Annotated in this window: 17 protein-coding genes; 9 read left to right on the forward strand and 8 right to left on the reverse strand. The window is 41.8% G+C overall.

Annotated elements, in window-relative coordinates:
* Nucleotides 1–314 precede the first annotated feature (314 nt).
* The 6 genes from N7E81_RS17470 to N7E81_RS17495 all read right to left on the reverse strand — a co-directional run bounded on the left by N7E81_RS17470 (nucleotide 315) and on the right by N7E81_RS17495 (nucleotide 6,763).
* The gene (locus N7E81_RS17470; protein ID WP_317624054.1) at nucleotides 315–2,981 is read right to left on the reverse strand and encodes a restriction endonuclease; all 2,667 of its coding nucleotides are present in this window, start codon (nucleotides 2,979–2,981) and stop codon (nucleotides 315–317) included.
* 11 nt (nucleotides 2,982–2,992) lie between these two features.
* A complete protein-coding gene (locus tag N7E81_RS19420) occupies nucleotides 2,993–3,280 on the reverse strand; it encodes a four helix bundle protein (RefSeq protein ID WP_263050889.1) in 288 nt (95 codons plus the stop codon).
* 34 nt (nucleotides 3,281–3,314) lie between these two features.
* Complete coding sequence (locus N7E81_RS17480) at nucleotides 3,315–4,175, reverse strand: KilA-N domain-containing protein (protein WP_263050890.1); 861 nt, start codon at nucleotides 4,173–4,175, stop codon at nucleotides 3,315–3,317.
* Between the two features lie 52 nt (nucleotides 4,176–4,227).
* Nucleotides 4,228–6,186 carry a site-specific DNA-methyltransferase gene (locus N7E81_RS17485; RefSeq protein WP_263050891.1) on the reverse strand — a complete coding sequence of 653 codons (1,959 nt, stop codon included), beginning with the start codon at nucleotides 6,184–6,186 and terminating at the stop codon, nucleotides 4,228–4,230.
* A 72-nt stretch (nucleotides 6,187–6,258) separates the two neighbouring features.
* The gene (locus N7E81_RS17490) at nucleotides 6,259–6,474 is read right to left on the reverse strand and encodes a helix-turn-helix domain-containing protein (RefSeq protein WP_263050892.1); all 216 of its coding nucleotides are present in this window, start codon (nucleotides 6,472–6,474) and stop codon (nucleotides 6,259–6,261) included.
* Between the two features lie 118 nt (nucleotides 6,475–6,592).
* Entirely contained in the window at nucleotides 6,593–6,763 is a 171-nt protein-coding gene (locus N7E81_RS17495) for a hypothetical protein (RefSeq protein WP_263050893.1), read from the reverse strand.
* Between the two features lie 272 nt (nucleotides 6,764–7,035).
* On the opposite strand from N7E81_RS17495, the gene N7E81_RS17500 reads away from it, so the two are divergent.
* The 7 genes from N7E81_RS17500 (at nucleotide 7,036) to N7E81_RS17530 (ending at nucleotide 14,934) form a co-directional block, all read left to right on the forward strand.
* Nucleotides 7,036–9,186, forward strand: coding sequence for a TonB-dependent receptor (locus tag N7E81_RS17500; RefSeq protein WP_263050894.1), 2,151 nt, complete (start codon nucleotides 7,036–7,038; stop codon nucleotides 9,184–9,186).
* 28 nt (nucleotides 9,187–9,214) lie between these two features.
* Nucleotides 9,215–9,637 (forward strand): DUF2141 domain-containing protein, encoded by a 423-nt coding sequence (locus N7E81_RS17505; protein ID WP_263050895.1) that lies wholly within the window; start codon nucleotides 9,215–9,217, stop codon nucleotides 9,635–9,637.
* Between the two features lie 29 nt (nucleotides 9,638–9,666).
* Nucleotides 9,667–10,335 carry a tetratricopeptide repeat protein gene (locus N7E81_RS17510; RefSeq protein WP_263050896.1) on the forward strand — a complete coding sequence of 223 codons (669 nt, stop codon included), beginning with the start codon at nucleotides 9,667–9,669 and terminating at the stop codon, nucleotides 10,333–10,335.
* Between the two features lie 4 nt (nucleotides 10,336–10,339).
* A complete protein-coding gene (locus N7E81_RS17515; protein ID WP_263050897.1) occupies nucleotides 10,340–11,473 on the forward strand; it encodes a sensor histidine kinase in 1,134 nt (377 codons plus the stop codon).
* Nucleotides 11,470–12,225 (forward strand): LytR/AlgR family response regulator transcription factor, encoded by a 756-nt coding sequence (locus N7E81_RS17520; protein ID WP_263050898.1) that lies wholly within the window; start codon nucleotides 11,470–11,472, stop codon nucleotides 12,223–12,225. The genes N7E81_RS17515 and N7E81_RS17520 overlap by 4 nt, the downstream gene beginning before the upstream one ends.
* 154 nt (nucleotides 12,226–12,379) lie before the next feature.
* The gene (gene msrA / locus N7E81_RS17525) at nucleotides 12,380–12,910 is read left to right on the forward strand and encodes a peptide-methionine (S)-S-oxide reductase MsrA (protein ID WP_263050899.1); all 531 of its coding nucleotides are present in this window, start codon (nucleotides 12,380–12,382) and stop codon (nucleotides 12,908–12,910) included.
* Nucleotides 12,911–13,137: 227 nt separating this feature from the next.
* On the forward strand, nucleotides 13,138–14,934 hold the full coding sequence (locus N7E81_RS17530) for an acyl-CoA dehydrogenase family protein (protein ID WP_263050900.1): 1,797 nt from the start codon (nucleotides 13,138–13,140) through the stop codon (nucleotides 14,932–14,934).
* 70 nt (nucleotides 14,935–15,004) lie between these two features.
* Here N7E81_RS17530 and N7E81_RS17535 read toward each other — a convergent pair whose 3' ends face one another.
* Entirely contained in the window at nucleotides 15,005–15,628 is a 624-nt protein-coding gene (locus N7E81_RS17535; protein WP_263050901.1) for a copper homeostasis protein CutC, read from the reverse strand.
* 161 nt (nucleotides 15,629–15,789) lie between these two features.
* On the opposite strand from N7E81_RS17535, the gene N7E81_RS17540 reads away from it, so the two are divergent.
* Nucleotides 15,790–16,476, forward strand: coding sequence for a hypothetical protein (locus N7E81_RS17540; protein WP_263050902.1), 687 nt, complete (start codon nucleotides 15,790–15,792; stop codon nucleotides 16,474–16,476).
* Nucleotides 16,477–16,551: 75 nt separating this feature from the next.
* On the opposite strand, the gene N7E81_RS17545 is transcribed toward N7E81_RS17540, so the two are convergent.
* The gene (locus N7E81_RS17545; RefSeq protein ID WP_263050903.1) at nucleotides 16,552–17,139 is read right to left on the reverse strand and encodes a YdeI/OmpD-associated family protein; all 588 of its coding nucleotides are present in this window, start codon (nucleotides 17,137–17,139) and stop codon (nucleotides 16,552–16,554) included.
* Nucleotides 17,140–17,287: 148 nt separating this feature from the next.
* Between N7E81_RS17545 and bglX the strand changes: the two genes are divergently transcribed.
* Nucleotides 17,288–19,585 carry a beta-glucosidase BglX gene (bglX, locus tag N7E81_RS17550; RefSeq protein ID WP_263050904.1) on the forward strand — a complete coding sequence of 766 codons (2,298 nt, stop codon included), beginning with the start codon at nucleotides 17,288–17,290 and terminating at the stop codon, nucleotides 19,583–19,585.
* The last annotated feature ends 59 nt before the right edge of the window (nucleotides 19,586–19,644 follow it).

Genomic DNA, 19,644 nt, shown 5'->3' on the forward strand with positions numbered 1-19,644 from the left:
TATAATTATTCAATCCACTTCATTTCCAACAAACTCTTTCTTCCGCAATAACGAATGCTGTCCAATAAAATATCCTTGTAATACCAACGCCTATGTGTGGTGAGTGTGACTGCACTTCCCGTTATCACTAAAGATCGAATTGCAGAAAAAGTTGAAAATAGCTCATAAGCGCATTCATTATACATTTGGTTAGGTTTTCGTGTTTTCCGTTCTGGGTAGCTCCGTACGTTGGGCAGTTATACTCTTTGACAAGTTTTGGTTTGTGCGGCTGTCATGAGCGACTTGGCTATGTGTATGACTATGAAGGGCTGGCATCACTCAATCAGCTGTCCTACTTTATTTACCACTTTGTACTCCAATGTTTCAAACTCGTTGAAATGAGCTAAGCCACATTTTATTTTCATTTGTTCGTCTCCTGTTAGTTTAGACAAATCCACTTGTGGAGTTCCTGTGTCTTTGGTTTCAGCTACAAAGTAGATTTTCTTGTCATCTTCAAACACCAATGCCCAATCAGGATTGTAATTGCCGATAGGAGTGGGAATCTTAAACCAATTAGGCAGTTTGAAATAGAATTTTATTTGGTCGCTAGTTTCACAGTCTTGAGCAAATTTGCTTTCAACGCCAGAATCTAAAGGAACATACTCTTCATAAATAGTTTTAGAGGCATCCGCTACTTTAAAGGAAAATTCGTTGAGATATACTTCTAGTTCCTGTGCTTCAAACAAAGCCATTTCATATTCAGAACCCGAAACGTCGGACCGTCCAATTTTTTGATACTTGATTCCATCAATCATCAAATCATAAAGCGTTCGCTTAATGGCTTGGGTAGATAAGTCCAAGAACAACTGAGGATTGGTTAAAATATCTCCGATTCTGTCCGACTTACTTAAAATTTCTTGAATAGTGGAACGGGTCAATTCTGTTTTGCTTTGAATGTAACCTAACACATCAGGTATTTTCCAGGAGTAGCCACCATATGATTCTACTTTATCACCTGCATACATGGTATCTACACCTTCATCAGTCATGCTGATTTGCACTTTGGTTGAACGGATAGAAGGAGCCTTGATTTCGGGTAAATCTTTAATAGCTTTTGCTGCCAGAACAATTAATTCGTCCGTTTTATAGTCAACCCGATAGGTTGTTTTCTTTTTGAGGTTCTCCCAAATCTCTAAGAATTTTGGATCGGCTTCAAATCCCTTGCGGTATTTGATTGCCGTTCGTTCTCTTTTACTTTTTATTCTGCCTTTAAATTCCACACCACAATCGTCTTCAATTTCTTTTTGCAGTGCTTTTGCAAAATCATCATACGATTCATTGGCTATAACTGTCAATCGGTTTATGTTTTGGTCATAGGTACGTGTTCCTGTTTGGTCAACTGCCAAACGCAAACCCCTACCAATTTCTTGACGTTTTTTAATATCTGATTTTGTTTCATTCAAGGTGCAAATCTGAAATACATTTGGATTGTCCCAACCTTCACGCAAAGCCGAATGTGAAAAAATGAAACGAAGAGAATTATCTAAATTCAATAGCTTCTCCTTGTCTTTCATGATAAGACTATAGGTATCATCATCAGCTTTCGTTTCACCAGAAGTGTCTTTGAATGCTCCTTTTTTATCCTGTGAAAAATAACCGTTGTGGGTTTCTTCTATTGAAAATTTGTCCAATTCTTTAAAAGCAGGTTTTGAAATGTACTCTTGATAGATTTCTTCAAACCACTCGGCAAATTTTCCTTTGATTGGGTTTCCTGCGGCATCATACGAACGGTAATTAGCTACCTTATCAATAAAGAACAGGGACAAAACTTTAATGCCTAGCTTGTTCAGACGTTTTTCCTTTTTTAAATGTTCTTCAACCGTTTTACGGATTTGAAATTTCATTACTTCATCGGTCAATCCGCCTTGGCTATCGCCTTTGTAAAGCAAGTTTCCATTTGAAATAGAAATACATTGGTTTGCAGCATCAATTTCTTCAATGATATAGCCATCTGCATAGATTTCCCTTTCGTTAGAAAGCTTATACAAATCATCACCAACCTTTACAGTGAGTGTTTTCTTTTTTACACCTCCATTTTCATTGCTATTGATAGAGATCTTGGCAGTTACTTTTGTTTTTGTGGCGGTGATGGATTCCACCGAAACAAATGCATCGTTATAGGCATTTTCTTCAATAATAGAATCGACCTCTATTTGTTTTACCAAACCCAAATCGTAAGCTTTTACAGGGTTTAAATTGTAGGTTAAGTTGTATTGATTTCTATGAGTTGCTGAATAGCGGAGTGTACAAAGTGATTTTAAATTTTCGATGGCTGCAATACGCTTTTCTGTTTCCATATTTTGCGGCTCGTCTACTATTACAATCGGATGGGTGGCCTGAATGAATTCCACCGGCTTTTGTCCATTCAGTTTGTCATTTGCCTTATTGATAATGTTTTCGTCTTTGGCGAAAGAATCAATGTTAATGACCAACACTTCAATGTTGTTAGTGGTTGCAAAACCTCTTAAAGTAGAGACTTTGGTACTGTCGTACACCTGAAAGTTGACTGGTACATTGTCATACAGAGTCTGAAAATGCTCGTGTGTGATTTCCAGGTTTTTAAGTACCCCTTCCCGAATGGCTACTGAGGGAACTACGATTACAAACTTTTTAAATCCGTAGAGTTTATTCAGTTCATAGATGCTTCTGAGATAGACGTATGTTTTTCCTGTTCCCGTTTCCATCTCCACAGAAAAGTGCATACCATCAAGCTCATTTGAAACCGTGATATCGTTATCTTTCTGAATGGATTGAAGATTGGAAAGGATTTGTTCTTCCGATAGTACAAGGTTGTTGCTTACGCCTTGTATTAAAGAGGCTTGCTTTTCTTTTAGGTTAAACTCCACAATAGAATCTTCTAAAGGTTGCCCCTCAAATAAATCCGTAATGGATTTGGTGGCATCTTGCTGGTATTGCAGATTGGATTCAAAGGTTAACTTCACTGTTTTATTTTTTAATTGCTGATTTTTGATTGCTGATTTAGTCGGGATTTTACTGTTTTTGCTGAAGCTACAAATATTGAAACCAACTCATTTGATTCAATTTTCGAATCCTTCAATCCAAAATCCTTGTCACTTTTAGCTCTACAGACTGCTCTGTAATTTGCAGCGACCGAAGTGGGCGAACGCACTATTTGGTCAGTAAAAGTCCAACCCACTCTATTATTGGGTAAGTGTTCGGCGAGCTTTATTATTTCTAAAGCAAATTTCTTGGTTCTATGTTGTAAGTCAGTCTTATTCATATCTCCTAAATCAATATTCCAAAATCAAAAATCATCATTCCTTTAGGTATATATCATCGGATGTTTTTTTGAGTGATTTCAAAAAATCTTGCTTGTCTAAAATCTCCTTTTGGTATCGTGCAATTTTATAGAGTTTATCGAAGCGTTCTTTTTTACTCACTCCTTCACGAATCATATCTGCATTGGCCGATTCTAAATTAGATAAGATGGCTAATTCATTGATACTCGCTATATCTCGAAGATTTTTTCCCTCCAATGTCAATTGGGGATTTGCTTCTCTCCATTGTTTGGCTGTGCAACCAAATAGGGCGACATTTAAAACATCAGCTTCCTCAGCATAAGCCAACCATTCTGTTTCTTTAGTTAGGTTTGATTGGGGCAAAATGTAATCCTTAACAGCATCTGTCTGAATGGTGTAATTGACCTTGCTCAATACGCGTTTCACATTCCACTCTAAGTTGTATTGATTGGTTTCAATTTCCTTGAGTCGCTGAAACTCTTTAATGAGTAACAACTTGAACATAGGACTGATCCAAGCGCCAAATTCAAAAGCAATATCCTTGTGAGCATAAGTGCCGCCATATCTCCCGCTTTTTGAAATAACTCCTATGGCATTGGTCGATTCTACCCATTTTTTTGGTGTTAGGTTAAATGAGTTCAAACCCGCTTCTTTTTTAAACCTGTCGAATTCGACACCTTTAAAATGTGGATTATACAACTGCTCCCAAATACCTAAAAATTCAACGGTATTGCGGTTGCGCATCCAGTTGCGGATATGGTCATTTCCTTCCTCCCCTCGCACCATATCTGTAAGGCAGATATAATCATTTTCATTATGACTGGTAATAGAAATGATTTTTTCTTCTACCTCTATTTTTTTGACTTGTTTACTCATAGAGCTTCATTTTTTAGAACCAATTCCCAATTCCTAAATCATCATTCACAAATCAGATGGTTTTAAACTCAATACCCGCATCCTTCATCTGCAGCACTGTATTGGTTTTGAGTTGGTCATTGCCTTTGAATAGCTTATCTAAAGCAATCACCTTTTTTGGAGATTCACTCATCACTTCTGTCACAATGGATTGATCTACTTTTTCTAAAATCAATGCCAGTTCATTGCCGTTGATTAAATAGTATCCGTCATTGGATTCAATCTTACTATTCAAGTCCTTACCACTTTTTAGCAATAGCTCGTACACCATGTTCTCGGTAGTGGCTGATGCCGAAACAGGATCAATAAACAACTTCATTTGCTCTTCCAATACTTTGGCATCCTTACCTTCTATCTGTTGCCATTGTTTGAAGTTGCTGTCGTCCAATTTTAAAACTTTGAAACCTGTGTCTTGAGATTGTAGATTGGTGATTTTGGATTTTAGATTTTGAATTTCTGCTAGTGTTTCATCCGTTGGGAGCTCAAATTCAAGTTTCTTAATCTGCAATTCCAAATCCACAATCATCATTCTTAAATCCTCGTTGATTTTCTTTCCCGCCCTGCGGATGCGCTCTTTGGAGATGTCGGCTATGGTTTTGTAACCTGCTTTGTAAGCCTCAGTTTTTTCTTCTGTTAGTTCGGGAAGCTGGATACAAATGTATTTTCTGTTGCCACAGTCTTCCTTGTTTAGATCCATTACTGCGTGGGCGGTGGTGCCTGAACCTGCAAAGAAGTCCAGAACAATATCATCTGTATCTGTTGAGAATTCTGATAATTGGCGAATGACAGAACTAGGTTTCGGGTATGGGAAATAATCTACTGTATCAAACAGATTTTCTATTTCTTTGGTACCATGTTGTGTGTAGATTCCATCAATTACAGAGGTGACTTTTAGTTCCTTTTCTTTACCATTCTCATCCCGTAAATATTGTTTGATGTTAACAGTCCAATCTCCATTTTTATCTTGATTAAAATCTAGTTCATTCTTTCCGAGGGCTTTCAATGTTCTTTCCTTTGACCAAAGCCACTGTCTTTTCGGACTAATAGTGACTCCTTTCGGCCCAGGAATATCATAGACAAGATTTTTCCTTTCCCCCATGCTCTTTGCCGCTTCCAAAGGTTGAAGTCTATAGGGGCCTCTTTCGACAAATTTTTCGTCCTTTTTTGTATAATACTTATCAATAAATTCCTGATTGTTACTTACAAAAATGGGGTCAAGATTGTCCTTGCCTTTTGAAAACATAAGAATGTATTCATGCAGATTAACTAAATATTTTTCCTTTGCTCCACCTCCATACCTTTTTTTCCAAATAATGGATTCAACAAAATTCTCCTCTCCAAATATCTCATTCATCAATAAGCGAAGGTTATGCACTTCGTTATCGTCGATCGAAACGAAAATCACTCCGTCTTGTCGCAGTAGATTTTTAGCCAAATACAAACGTGGCATCATCATATTGAGCCAGTTGCTGTGGTATTGTCCGTTTTCTTTACTGTTTTTTTTGAACATGCCGTCTTTGGTCATGTAGCCTTCTTCGTCTTTGTCGCCTACACGCTTCTCATAGTCGGCTTTACTTTCTGAAAATTTATCAGGATAAATAAAAGAATCGTTTCCTGTGTTGTAAGGAGGGTCTATATAAATCATTTTCACTTTACCGAAGTAGCTTTTTTGCAGCACTTTCAGCACTTCTAGGTTTTCACCCTCGATGAAAATGTTTTCTGTTTCGTCAAAGTTTACGCTTTCACCTTTGGCTGGAATTAATGTTTTTGTGGTTGGGGTTTGCAGTACCTTAAAAGCATCGCTTTTTCCAGCCCAGTTCAGCACATAGCGTTCGTTGGCAAAGTTGATGTCCTCACCTAGCGTGGCTTTTAGTTTTTCCCAATCAATTTTCCCCTCACTAAATGCTTCGGGTAAAATTTGCTTTAAGGCATTTAGTTTTTCTTGTTCTGGTGTTAGACTTGCTCCGTCCATATTTTATAATGCTTTTAATCTGTAGGTATTGGTTTTTAGATGGTCAGATTGAAATCCAAAATGCTTTTTTCTTTATTTCTCATCGTTTTTACCTTGGATGTTTCTTTCAATGAGTAATGCTGCGACTTCTACATTTAAGATTTCTGCAATCTTGTATAGGTCTTCCAAACTTGGCTGCCGTCTGTTTTGAGCGTAAGAGTTCACCATGTTGTAACTCTTTCCCATCTGCTCAGCCAACCAAATCTGCTTTATTCCTTTCTGCTCTAAAACCTCTTTAATTCGGTTCATTTTTGAATTATTTATTGACCTGTTATTATCATTTTCAATAGGTCAGGTCGAACTATCGTTTCAGTCAGCCAAAATAGGGATTATATTTCAATGTCTCACCAAATGAGTATTAATATCACTACTTGCCTCGTGTGGCGAGTGGAGAGATTTTAGCTCTTTTGATTTTTTGGAGTTGGATTTGTGTGCGAGCAAAAACCAAATGTGCTAAAATGTGCGGAGGGTTATTCTGCGTCACGGCATGAAACCTAACGAGTGAACACATCACCCACCCCACAGTAGCGAAAGTCATGAAATACAGTTTGAATTGATCTCGGACTTTGTATTTTCACTCATGGGTTTTAGGTTGGTTATGGCAGGTATGCGTCGAAGTAACCTCCACGCCCCACTTTTCACCATATTGCCAATCGGCGAAACTGGATTCTTCCGACTTCCTCCAATCGCCATTCCGACTGAGCTCCCTTATTCCCCAACTCATCCTCATCAAACCCCGACTTACCGATTTCCTATTCTTATTGCTTGCGCCAATGCTGAGTTTTGAGTCATCAAAAAATAAAAACTCAGATGACCAAATCGATTCTTACGCTCACACTCATACTCGCTTCACTACTCACCGAAGCCACGACCATCAAAGGAAAAGTCACCGACCCTAGTGGCGAAGGCCTGCCAGGTGTCAATGTGTTCATCCAAGACACCTACGACGGCGCCACTACAGACCTCTACGGATACTACTCGTTCGATACCTTCGAAAAAGGCACACAGACGATCATAGCCAGTTTTATAGGATACAAAAAACATGAAGAAGCGGTTGACCTATCAAAACCCATCACGCTAAACATTGAATTGAAAGAAGAAGTGAACCGTCTCTCTGGTATCACCATCACAGCGGGCAGTTTTGAAGCCAGTGATGAGAAAAAAGCGGTAGTACTCAAACCGCTCGACATCGCCATGACCGCCGGTGCCCTCGCAGACATACCCGGCGCGCTCAGCAAACTCCCTGGTACGTCCACCAATGGAGAATCTGGCAAACTATTCGTACGTGGTGGTACTGCCGCCGAAACTCAGGCTTTCATAGACGGCATCTTGGTACACAGCTTCTACACCCCCACCCCCAACAACGTACCTTCACGAAGCCGCTTCTCTCCTTTTCTATTCAAAGGCACCTTCTTTAGCACTGGAGGCTATTCTGCCGAATACGGACAAGCCCTCTCCTCGGTCTTGTCGCTCAACTCCAACGATATCGCTGATGAAACCCGAACAGACTTCTCGCTGATGACGGTAGGCGTAGACGCTTCTCACACACAAAAGTGGGACAACGGCTCTATCTACGGTCAGATCAACTACACCAATCTGGACCCATACATGAGCCTAGTCGATCAGGCCTACGATTGGGAAGATGGCTATACGTCGGAAAGTGGCACATTTATGCTCCGACAGAAACTGAGCAAAAACGACATGCTAAAAGTCTATGCCAACTACGACCACAGTGGCTTTGTAGTCAACCAACCCAGTGTGAACCAACCAGAAGACGATCATACAGATCTGAGCAACAACAACTTTTACCTCAACACGAGCTACAAAAGAGCCCTAGGCAAAAACAGCACGGCCTATCTCGGCACCTCCTATGGCCGCTCGTATAGCGATGTCATATACAACGAAACCCATGTCAAAGACACACAAAACAGCACACATGCCAAAGGCTACTTCACCTCAGATATCAATAACCTGTCGGTAAGAGTAGGCGGAGAAGTGATGAGTACCTATCATGAAGAAAAAGCCTCACTTGTCACTGACACACACGAATCAGATTACAACAATCACTTGTCAGCGGGATTTGCAGAGGCCGATTACTACCTGACCAATAGTCTGACGCTACGTGCAGGCTTGCGCTATTCTTACTATTCCATATTCGACGAAGACGCACTCTCTCCCCGACTATCTATGGCGCTCAAGACTGGAGAAAACGCACAGCTCTCTTGGGCTTATGGCCAATTTCACCAATTGCCCACTGGCGACCTACTGCTCCGATCACAACAGATGAGCTTCGAGCGGGCCGATCACTACATGATGAGCTACCAGACCATCCAAAACGGCAGAACTTTTCGCTCTGAGATTTATTACAAAAAATATGATGACCTTGTAAAATTCGCAACCAACGACCCATACAATCCTGCCAAATTCACAAATACAGGTGGCGGATATGCGCGTGGTATAGACCTCTTTTGGCGCGATAGCAAAACACTCAAAAACGTAGACTATTGGATATCCTACTCCTATATCGATACTGAAAGAGATTATAGAGATTACCCTTCTCAAGCAAACCCTACGTTTGCCGCGGGGCACAACTTCTCAGTAGTCTACAAGCACTTCATCCCAGACATTCGCACGCAAATCGGCGCCTCATATTCCTACAACAATGGCCGTCCGTATGAAGATCCTAATAAGGATGGGTTTAATGAAAGTAAAACCAGCGCTTACTCAGACCTGAGCTTCAACTTTGCCTACTTGTTTAGACCTCATATCATCCTGTACTCGTCGGTGAGTAACCTGCTGGGGCGCGACAATGTATTTGGCTATCAATATGCGGACAACCCAGACCTCAATGGCGTCTATGCCTCCCAACCCATCGGGCAACCCGCCAAAAGGTTCTACTTCGTGGGCATATTCATCACCCTCACAAAAGATAAGAACAAGAACAATCTAGAAAATCTTTAATCCAAAAAAAACATCAAACCATACAGATATGAAAAAGTCATTTTTAACCCTCTTGGGAATCATAGTAGCTACTGTTTCGCTATTCGCTAATAACCCAGATCATCAATTGACCATCGTCGTCAACAACATTGAAAGTACCGAAGGTATACTAACGGTCAGCCTTTTCGACTCCGAAGGAAACTGGCTCAAAAGCGGTCAAAGCCAAAGAGTAGCAGTAAAAACTACCCCCTCTGTATCGCTTACCTTCGACGGCCTGCCCAAAGGCACCTATGCCGTATCCGTATATCACGACAAAAATAGCAATGACAAACTCGACACGGGTGCTTTTGGTATTCCCATGGAGGCCTACGGGTTTTCCAACGACGCCCGAGGCCTATTCGGCCCTGCCGACTTCGATGAGTGCACGTTTGAAATCTCAGACAACAAACAAATAGAAATCAACATCAAATAATCGATCATTCAACTTTTAAAATCAAAACCATGAAGTCCATCCAACTCCTTATCATCCTCACGGTATACGCTACCCTGACTCAAGCCCAGAGTAAAAAATACATACAAACCATGGAGGCTAGCATTGCTAGTCTTTACCAAGCTGAGACCCTGACGGACTATGATCCGATGGCCAATAAATTTGACCGCATCGGACAGGCAGAAGGCAACCAGTGGGAACCCTATTATTATGCTGCACTCACGCATACTTTCAAGGCTTTTAAAATAAACGACCTGCAAATAAAAGATGCCGCACTAGATCAGGCGCTCACGGCACTGAGCAAAGCAGGTGACCTGTCAGAAAACAACTCCGAAATCATAGCACTGCGAGGATTTGTCAACATGATCAAGATCGGCGTAGACCCAGCCACAAGAGGCCAAAGTTTGTCTCCTAAGATCATGGCCGATTTCAATCAATCCCTAAAACTAGATCCCAACAATCCCAGAGCAAATCTATTCATGGGTCAGATGTTGTATGGAACGGCTGAGTTTTTTGGTACAGGAGTAGACGATGCTTGTGCGCTAGTAGACCAATCCATTGTGCTATTCGAATCAGAAAAACCAGCCTCCTCCATTGCGCCAAGCTGGGGAAAACAAAGTGCCTATCAGTACAAGAAACAATGCAAAGCGGCATTGGTAAAAACCGAAAGCCAAGAATAGAAAGATGGGATCGTTTGTAAAGAGCAACGATCCCATTATTTTGCACCATCTAAGCGGCCATATGAGTATATCCAACATCTGTAAAAACGACTACAATACGCCTTTCAAATTCTTGAAACACTGGGTCATTGTACCTACCATCGGAGGGTTGGTCATCGCTACCATTGAAAGTCACACACGCATGTTGGAAGGCAGCTTCCAGACCTTTCTTCAAAGCACCTTGATCTCTAGCGTATTTTGGAGCGTACTCGCCAATGGCAACAATCTCATCATAAACTGGCTAGACCTGAGATGGACATGGCTAGAACACCCAATCAAAAGAGTCATATTTGGCATATCAGCGCTATTGGTCTATACTCCGATCGCATCGCTTTCTATCCTTGCCATCTATGTGGAATGGATCCTGGGCTACTCTATAACCGATGTCATCCAGAGCCAAGGTCTCCCTTCATTATTAGCCATGCCACTAGGCATCACTATTTTCATCACTATTGTACAGCATGGCCAAGGGTTTCTATTGGAATGGCGCCAAGCAGCTATCAATGTAGAAAAACTCAAAAACGAAAACCTCAAATCGAAATTCGAATCTCTCAAGAGTCAGGTCAATCCTCATTTTCTATTCAACAGCCTCAACGCCCTCACCTCATTGGTCTATGCAGACCAAAACAAGGCCGTTCATTTCATCCAAAAACTATCCGAAGTGTATCGATACGTCCTAGATCATCAAAACGATGAAGTCGTGCCTCTCCAAATCGAAATGGAGTTTCTACGGTCATTTGTATACCTCAACCAAATCCGATTTGGTGACAACTTTGAGGTGATTTACAAAAACCTAGACACTTTCAGTCCTCAAGAGACCGTGCCACCAGTCGCACTCCAGATGTTGATAGAGAACTGTATCAAACACAATGAAATTTCTAAAGAAAAGCACTTATTGATTACAGTAGAAAGAAAAAACAATCAAATCACGGTGGCCAATAATATCAACCCCATTCATACAGCCAAACAGGACGCCAGCGGACTCGGGCTAAACAATATTGTATCTAGATACCACATGTTGTCCAACCAAAAAGTGGAAGTCAATCCATCAGACACCTCATTTCAAGTCACTATTCCCATACTCGAATTCGAATCATGAACATACTCATCATAGAAGACGAAGGCATAGCCGCAGACCGATTGACCCAATTGCTCCAGAGTACGACCAACTCTCCTACAATCATTGCTCACCTGGATTCTGTAAAAACCGCCATCAAGTGGTTCCAAACCAACCCTGCGCCTGACCTTGCTTTTTGCGACATACAACTGGCCGATGGTTTGTCCTTTGAAATTTTCGAACAAGTAGATGTCTTCTGTCCTATTATTTTTACCACAGCCTACGATCAGTATGCCATACAAGCCTTCAAGGTCAACAGCATAGATTATTTACTCAAGCCCATGATGGAAGAAGACTTGCGTCAAGCCATGACCAAATTCGAAAAATACAAGCAACCTACACAAAGCATAGATACCTCTGCGCTAATGCAAATGCTACAACGAGACCATAGCAACTACAAGGAGCGGTTTGTCATCAAAGTAGGCGAACACTTAAAGTCCGTCATGACTGAGGATACAGAAGTGTTCTACAGCGAGAATAAAGCAACCTACCTCCTCACCAAAACCAACAGTAAATTCATTATTGATTTTACCCTAGATCAAATCCAAGATCTAATAGACCCGAAGGCCTTCTTCAGAATCAACCGCAAATACCTGATTCATATCAACAGTATCAAAGACATCATCTCCTACTCTAGCAGCCGACTAAAACTCGAACTCCTTCATTTCAATACAGACGACCTTATTGTTTCGCGAGAGCGGGTCGCACAGTTTAAAGAATGGCTAGACAGATAGACTTTATAAACCATCTCTAATCAATATTTGGAATTATTTTCAATCCAACATTGTTTAAAAACCGTATCTCCAACAAACGAAATCAATTATGCGTATTTACCTTTTCCTATTATTATTCATATTTGCTCACACAATATCAGCTCAAAAAAAGAACATGGAAATAGCAACTTTTGGCAATGGCTGCTTCTGGTGTACAGAAGCCATTTTTCAAGAATTAAACGGCGTATCAAAAGCCATATCCGGCTACATGGGCGGACAGACCAAAGATCCCACCTACAAAGAAGTATGCAGTGGCAATACAGGCCATGCCGAAGTCCTGCAGATCACCTACGACCCATCAGTCATCACCTTCGATGAGCTACTAGAAGTATTTTGGAAAACACACGACCCTACTACACTCAACCGCCAAGGCAATGATGTAGGCACACAATATCGCTCGGTAGTTTTCTATCACAACGAAGAACAAAATAAACTAGCCACAGCCTACAAAGCCAAACTCGATGCCTCTGGAGCCTGGACCGACCCTATCGTGACCGAGATTACTGCTGCCAGCACCTTCTACCCTGCCGAGGACTATCACCAGGAGTATTTCAACCTGAATGGGGAGCAGCCCTATTGCAACTACGTGATTCGACCCAAAGTGGAAAAATTTAAGAAGGTATTTGAAGACAAACTGAAGAAATAAAAGTCAGAATCAAAGCTTGAAGAAAACTCAAAAAAAGCCCTCGTAGGATCACAGACTCCAGCGAGGGCTTTTCTTTTTTCTAAATCAATGGCATTGATATACCATACTAAATTGAAAAAGAAATCAAATATGTTATGCATGCATAACATATTTTCATATATTTGGAATTGTTATGCATGCATAACAAAATAAAGTGTTTAACTTTAAGAAAATTGACACCTAAAGATATGGATACCACTGCAGAAAAACGATCAATCCGAGGAGGAGAATTCCTCATCAGAGAATCACAAGCCCAAGACATCTTCATCCGAGAAGAATTTACTGAGGAGCAAAAAATGATGGCTGAGGCCACTCAGGATTTCATTGAAAAAGAAATCAACCCTAACATAGAAAAAATTGAAAAACAAGAAGATGGCATCATGCCGTCTTTGATGGAAAAAGCTGGAGAGCTTGGCCTATTGGGCATATCTATCCCCGAAGAGTACGGCGGACTAGGCATGAGCTTCAACACCTCCATGCTCATCGCTGATGAAATCGGAGCTACAGGCTCATTTTCTACGGCCTATGGCGCGCACACGGGCATTGGCACTCTGCCGATCTTATACTATGGCAACGAAGAGCAAAAGAAAAAGTACTTGCCCCTACTCGCTAGCGGCGAATGGAAATCTTGCTACTGTCTCACCGAGCCAGACGCAGGATCCGACGCCAACTCTGGTAAGACCAAAGCAGCCCTGAGCGCTGACGGCAAGCACTACGTGATCAACGGCCAAAAAATGTGGATCTCCAATGGAGGATTTGCAGACCTGCTGATTGTATTTGCTAAAATCGACGACGACAAGAAATTGACTGCCTTCTTGGTAGAAAAAACATACGGTGGCATCACCATGAACGACGAAGAAGTGAAGCTGGGTATCAAAGGCTCATCTACACGTCAAATCTTCTTCAACGACTGCCAAGTACCCGTAGAGAATATGCTCTCCGAACGAGAAAACGGTTTCAAAATCGCTGTAAATATTCTGAACATTGGCAGAATAAAATTAGGCGCAGGTGTGCTCGGCGGATGTAAAACGGTGATCTCTCAGGCCACCAATTATGCCAACGAAAGAAAGCAGTTCAACACACCTATCTCTAGCTTTGGTGCGATCAAACACAAACTAGCTGAAATGGCGATCCAAACTTGGGTCACAGAATCGGCCTGCTACAGAGGTGGACAAAACATCGACGACAAAATCACTGATTTAATCGATAGAGGCACTGATCCAGCTGAAGCCAAACTCAAGAGCTTCGAGCAATTTTCGATCGAATGTGCCATTATCAAAATATTAGGATCTGAAGCATTGGATTATGTAGTAGACCAAGGCGTGCAAATCTACGGTGGCATGGGATTCTCAGAAGAAGCCCCTATGGCCAGAGCGTACAGAGATGCTCGGATCACCAGAATCTATGAAGGCACCAACGAAATCAACAGAATGTTGATGGTAGGTATGATCATGAAGCGCGCCATGAAAGGTGAGCTAAACATCATGGAGCCTGCCATGGCTGTAGCGAAGGAATTGGTTTCGGTCCCTTCTTTCGAAGTGCCTGATCTTTCTAAACCATTTGCCAAAGAAAAAGATGTACTGGTCAAATTGAAAAAAGCAGTGCTGATGGTAGCGGGAAAAGCGGCTCAAACCTTCGGGCCAAAGCTGGAAGAAGAGCAAGAGATCATGATGAATGCAGCGGATATGATGATACAAATCTATGCAGCCGAATCTGCGCTCCTCAGAGCCGAAAAACTGGTAAGCATCCAAGGAGAAGAAGCCAGCAAAATGCAAATCAATGCCGCTAAAGTGTATCTCTACGAGGCCGTAGAATTGATCAATAAAGCAGGCAAAGATGCCATCGCTTCTTTTGCCACTGGAGACGAACAAAAAGTCATGCTGATGGGATTGAAAAGGTTTACTAAAATCAACCCTGTCAACATCAAACAACTCAGAAGAGAAATCGCTGATCACTTGATCAGCAAAAACCAATACGCTCTTTGATTATACAACCCCCAAAAACACAATTGTTTGATTTAGTATCTAGAGGCCGTTTCGTCAGGAACGGCCTTTTTTATTTCAAACTACCCACTATGAGTTTACCATGATAGGCATCTGCCTTTATGAGCTGATCTACAGCAACGAGATTCTTATTAGTGATTTTTCCTGCCGCTATGATTTGAATTTGATTTAAAGCAATAACCTTCATTTGCTGTAATACATTAACTCCTGCTTCGGCAGTTGGCGCTCCTCCAGAAGTGAGCACAGAAGTAATACCTTTTACTTCTAACAATTGTTTCACTCCTGTCACAGGATCTGCTAATTCATCTATTGCCTTATGAAAAGTGACTTTCATGGGTTGTGCGGTTTGCACCAAACGAGTGAGTGCTGCGCAAGCAATTTCTCCCTGCTCCGTCAAGAGCCCCAACACTACCTCTTGCACCCCGAGTGATTTCATAAGCTCGATGGTGGCATGCATCTCTTCCACTTCGGACGATGAATAGACAAAGTTTCCTCCCCTAGGTCGCACCATTACTTTGACAGGAATGGAGATTTGCTTAAGTACCTGCTCGACGAGATCACGCTCAGGCGTAAGTCCATCCAAATCGAGCCTGCCGCACAGCTCCACCTGATCTGCCCCATTGTCTTCTGCCTTCAGAGCTTCCGCTAAATTTTCAACACAAGCTTCTTTGATCATAAATTTCACATTCTATTTAACACAAGTAATAAAAAAACCGTCCACAACACAAATTACTTTACATTACTAATTTGCAAATCAATAACCTAAAAAAGATAGAAGTACAAACCAATAGAATTCATCTAACCCATTAACTTAGTCACTCACAAACTTTATCTTCAATGAAAAAAGCACTCTACTTTTTATCGCTTGGTCTGCTATTAGCCACTACAACTCAGGCTCAAGACAAACCAGTATCGGTATACATCACCCAATTTAACGTGACGCCCGCAGACCTAGAGTCAGGTCTCAAAGATTCGGATGCAACTTTTAGGTTCGATGCCAAAATAAAGACCATCATAGCGCAAGACACTTCAGTGCAATTAGCCGCTTTTGATCCAGAGGCTCCCGTGTCTGAAAAGTGGGTGATCCTAGCCAAAGACGGCGAAGCGCCAACTAAAAAAGAATTCAAGACTTTTTACAAATATCACAATACAAAAAAGGACGGTGTCAATGCCAAGGTTTTGGCAGACAGCTGGGCGATTGAGTCTGAAGACGAAAACAGTCTGGTAGTAAGCTTTCAATACGAAACTTCCTCTCTTCCTAAAAAATATCATTTCCTAGAAGACACGAAAGGTCTTGCCTATATCAATAAATCAGCGAACCGACTGACCCACGTCATTTTCAAAAATGACACTCCGCTACAAGTAAAACAATACAAAACGAACAGCTACGAGCTGTATGTAAAGTACTACTACGACACCCAAGACAAAGTCTACCTCATCGAATGGGAGGACTTGACCATGGAAACTTCCAATGGCAAGATCAAGGAGTTAAGTGAGTTTAATGACTACAGAAAAGAGAAATAACTAGACAGTAAGGATTCGAGAGCCTACGCTTGCGAATATAATATTTCTAGGTAATGAGCTAAAAAAGCGGGGAGACTACCCCTTCTCCCCGCTCCTTCTTAACATAGGTATTTTCTCTCTGGCTGCCGAAGACTCTATCAATACCTTGAGTCGCCTTTGCCTAGTTGCTTCTTGTTTGGCACTTATCACCCACCACACAGATGCCTTTTTTACAGAGGGCGACAGTCCTTCAAAAAAATTCCACGCCTCCTCATTTTTCTTTAATACCTCCTCATACCCTGGACTCAGGCTCACATCTTTTCGCTCAAAAGAAGCCTGATTCGTATTGCTTTTGTCGCGCTGCTCGTAGATAGCTAGTCCAGCAGGGGCAACTAAATTTTCGGCCATGAGTGCTTTCATTTTTTCCAAATTCACCACACTCCAATGGCTTCTAAGTTTTCTCGGTGTAAATCGGATTTTATAAGACGACTCGTCTATAGATTTTCTCAGTCCATCTATCCAGCCATAGCATAGTGCCTGATCTACCGACTCAGGCCATGTCATAGACGGGATTCCCGACTTGACTTTATAAAAGCCGATCCACTGCTCGGTCAATTTTTGATGATTTGAGTCCAGCCATTTACCAAACTCACTGGCTGTTGAAAAAAAGATTACGTCCTCCATGCATTGAATCATTTTATAGTCTATTGAGCCCTAATCAAATATAAATAGCTTCAATGACAAATCTGCCTCACTTCATTGTTACATATCCCATGGTCTCTAATTAGCGACATCAGTTTTATTTGTTTATCAATAATTTAAAACAAAGAGTATGAAGGTACAAACAGCAATCGTCGTGATGGCGATCACCTTAACAGGATGTGGAGGAAACATGCAAAAAAAGCAATCAACTACGGGACCTTTTGCCGCGCAAGTAGACAGCTTAATGTCGCTTATGACATTGGAAGAAAAAGCAGGACAACTCAACCTATATGCTGGCAGCTGGGAGTTTACAGGGCCTGTACCCAAAGATGTAAACAATCAACAAAAATTTGAAAACATAAAAAGTGGAAAGGTAGGCGCCATGCTCAATGTGATCACAGCAGATGGTACCAGAGAAGCACAAAAATTAGCCGTAGAAAATAGCCGCTTAGGTATTCCGCTACTTTTTGGCTACGACGTGATACACGGATACAAAACTATGATGCCCATCCCGCTAGGGCAGGCGGCCAGCTGGGATGCCGGTGTAGCCAAATCTGGAGCTGCAGTAGCAGCCAAAGAGGCTGCTGCCTCTGGCATCAACTGGACTTTTGCACCGATGATGGATATTGCTCGCGATGCCCGATGGGGTCGTATGATGGAGAGCCCAGGAGAAGATCCGTATTTGGCTTCTTATATGTCTAAGGCTTGGATCGAAGGTTTTCAAGGCTCAGACTTGTCTGATATAGCCACTATTGCAGCTTGTGCCAAGCATTTTGCTGCCTATGGATTTGCTGAAGCTGGGAGAGATTACAATACTGTGGATATCAGTATGCAAACCTTGTACAACATGGTACTTCCTCCCTTCAAAGCGGCAAGCGAAGCGGGTGTTGCCAGCTTCATGAATTCGTTCAACGAAATAGGAGGTGTATCAGCCAACGGCAGCGTACTACTGCAAAGAGAGCTACTCAAGGGAGCATGGAACTATCAAAATGGTTTTGTAGTATCTGACTGGGGGTCGATCGGCGAAATGATCACCCACGGCTATGCTGCCGACACACTTGAGGCAGGATACAAAGCCCTGACGGCTGGTAGCGATATGGATATGGAAGCTCATATTTATGAAAACTCCGTCGAAGAACTGGTATCTACTGGTCAAATAGACGAAAACATACTCAACGATGCCGTAAGAAGAATTCTCACCGTGAAGTACCAATTGGGGCTATTCGAAGATCCTTACAGATACTGCGATACCAAAAGAGAGCAAACGGATCTACTGACCAAAGAGCATTTGAACATTGCCCGAGAGGCCGCCAAAAAGTCCATCGTCTTATTGAAAAATGAAAATGATTTATTGCCCCTAGCCAAAAAAGGTCAATCCATTGCCGTAATCGGTTCCTTAGCCAGTAGCAAAGATGTGCCGCTAGGTAGCTGGCGTGCTCAAGCAGTAGAAAATAGTGCCGTATCCGTACTAGAAGGCATCCGAAATGCAGTAGCCGACCCGAATGACGTGCAATACACCAAAGGGTACACACTCACCAAAAGCAGAAGAGCATTCATATACGAATTAGAATTCGTGAATGGTGACAGAAGTGGTTTCAAAGCAGCTATAGATTTGGCTAAAAAAGTAGATGTAGTCGTATTGGCTATGGGAGAAGATTGCTGGCAATCGGGTGAAGGCCGTAGTCAAACCGACATTGGTCTAAAGGGCGATCAAATGGAGTTGATGAATGAATTGCTGAAAGCAAACAAAAACATAGTAGTAACACTTATGAACGGTCGGTCACTAGCCATCCCTGAACTTGACGAACAGGTTCCTGCAATACTCGAAGTCTGGCACTTGGGCTCAGAAGCAGGCAATGCCATTGCTGATGTGCTTTTTGGAGACTACAACCCATCAGGCAAATTACCAGTTTCCTTTCCTAGAAATGTAGGACAATGCCCCATCTACTACAACCACAAAAATGGCGGTCGGCCAGTCACTAATCCGCATGATGCGGGTATGGTCTTTTGGTCGCACTACACTGATTCTCCTAATTCTCCACTATATCCTTTTGGCTACGGGTTGAGTTATACTTCATTTGAATACTCAGACTTATTGCTTTCATCTACTGAAATGGGAAATAATGAACAGATTACAGCAACTATAAAAATAAAAAACACAGGAAAAGTAGCAGGTCAGGAAACGGTACAATTCTACATCAGAGACTATGTAGGCAGTGTGACTCGTCCGGTAAAAGAACTGAAAGGTTTTGAAAAAATTACGCTAAAGCCTAGGGAAGAAAAAGAGGTTAAATTTACTATTTCATACGAGACACTCTCCTATTATCGTGCGGATTTGACTTTTGGTTCTGAACCAGGACGATTTGCAGTCATGATAGGTGGTGATTCCCAAAAAACGTTAACGACTGATTTTAGATTAGTCGATTAATAGATTTTTAGCAAAATTAGTTTTGGGTAAGTGGAGGAGGAGTCGAAAGGCTCCTCCTT

This window comes from Reichenbachiella carrageenanivorans, assembly GCF_025639805.1.
GTDB classification, from domain to species: Bacteria; Bacteroidota; Bacteroidia; order Cytophagales; family Cyclobacteriaceae; genus Reichenbachiella; species Reichenbachiella carrageenanivorans.

What these genes read in the sequence shown, in the direction of transcription:
- N7E81_RS19420 (WP_263050889.1), bottom strand. Translation starts at nt 3,280, where the DNA reads ATGAATAAGACTGACTTACAACATAGAACCAAGAAATTTGCTTTAGAA.
- N7E81_RS17480 (WP_263050890.1), bottom strand. Translation starts at nt 4,175, where the DNA reads ATGAGTAAACAAGTCAAAAAAATAGAGGTAGAAGAAAAAATCATTTCT.
- N7E81_RS17485 (WP_263050891.1), bottom strand. Translation starts at nt 6,186, where the DNA reads ATGGACGGAGCAAGTCTAACACCAGAACAAGAAAAACTAAATGCCTTA.
- N7E81_RS17490 (WP_263050892.1), bottom strand. Translation starts at nt 6,474, where the DNA reads ATGAACCGAATTAAAGAGGTTTTAGAGCAGAAAGGAATAAAGCAGATT.
- N7E81_RS17495 (WP_263050893.1), bottom strand. Translation starts at nt 6,763, where the DNA reads ATGACTTTCGCTACTGTGGGGTGGGTGATGTGTTCACTCGTTAGGTTT.
- N7E81_RS17500 (WP_263050894.1), top strand. Translation starts at nt 7,036, where the DNA reads ATGACCAAATCGATTCTTACGCTCACACTCATACTCGCTTCACTACTC.
- N7E81_RS17505 (WP_263050895.1), top strand. Translation starts at nt 9,215, where the DNA reads ATGAAAAAGTCATTTTTAACCCTCTTGGGAATCATAGTAGCTACTGTT.
- N7E81_RS17510 (WP_263050896.1), top strand. Translation starts at nt 9,667, where the DNA reads ATGAAGTCCATCCAACTCCTTATCATCCTCACGGTATACGCTACCCTG.
- N7E81_RS17515 (WP_263050897.1), top strand. Translation starts at nt 10,340, where the DNA reads ATGGGATCGTTTGTAAAGAGCAACGATCCCATTATTTTGCACCATCTA.
- N7E81_RS17520 (WP_263050898.1), top strand. Translation starts at nt 11,470, where the DNA reads ATGAACATACTCATCATAGAAGACGAAGGCATAGCCGCAGACCGATTG.
- msrA (WP_263050899.1), top strand. Translation starts at nt 12,380, where the DNA reads ATGGAAATAGCAACTTTTGGCAATGGCTGCTTCTGGTGTACAGAAGCC.
- N7E81_RS17530 (WP_263050900.1), top strand. Translation starts at nt 13,138, where the DNA reads ATGGATACCACTGCAGAAAAACGATCAATCCGAGGAGGAGAATTCCTC.
- N7E81_RS17535 (WP_263050901.1), bottom strand. Translation starts at nt 15,628, where the DNA reads ATGATCAAAGAAGCTTGTGTTGAAAATTTAGCGGAAGCTCTGAAGGCA.
- N7E81_RS17540 (WP_263050902.1), top strand. Translation starts at nt 15,790, where the DNA reads ATGAAAAAAGCACTCTACTTTTTATCGCTTGGTCTGCTATTAGCCACT.
- N7E81_RS17545 (WP_263050903.1), bottom strand. Translation starts at nt 17,139, where the DNA reads ATGGAGGACGTAATCTTTTTTTCAACAGCCAGTGAGTTTGGTAAATGG.
- bglX (WP_263050904.1), top strand. Translation starts at nt 17,288, where the DNA reads ATGAAGGTACAAACAGCAATCGTCGTGATGGCGATCACCTTAACAGGA.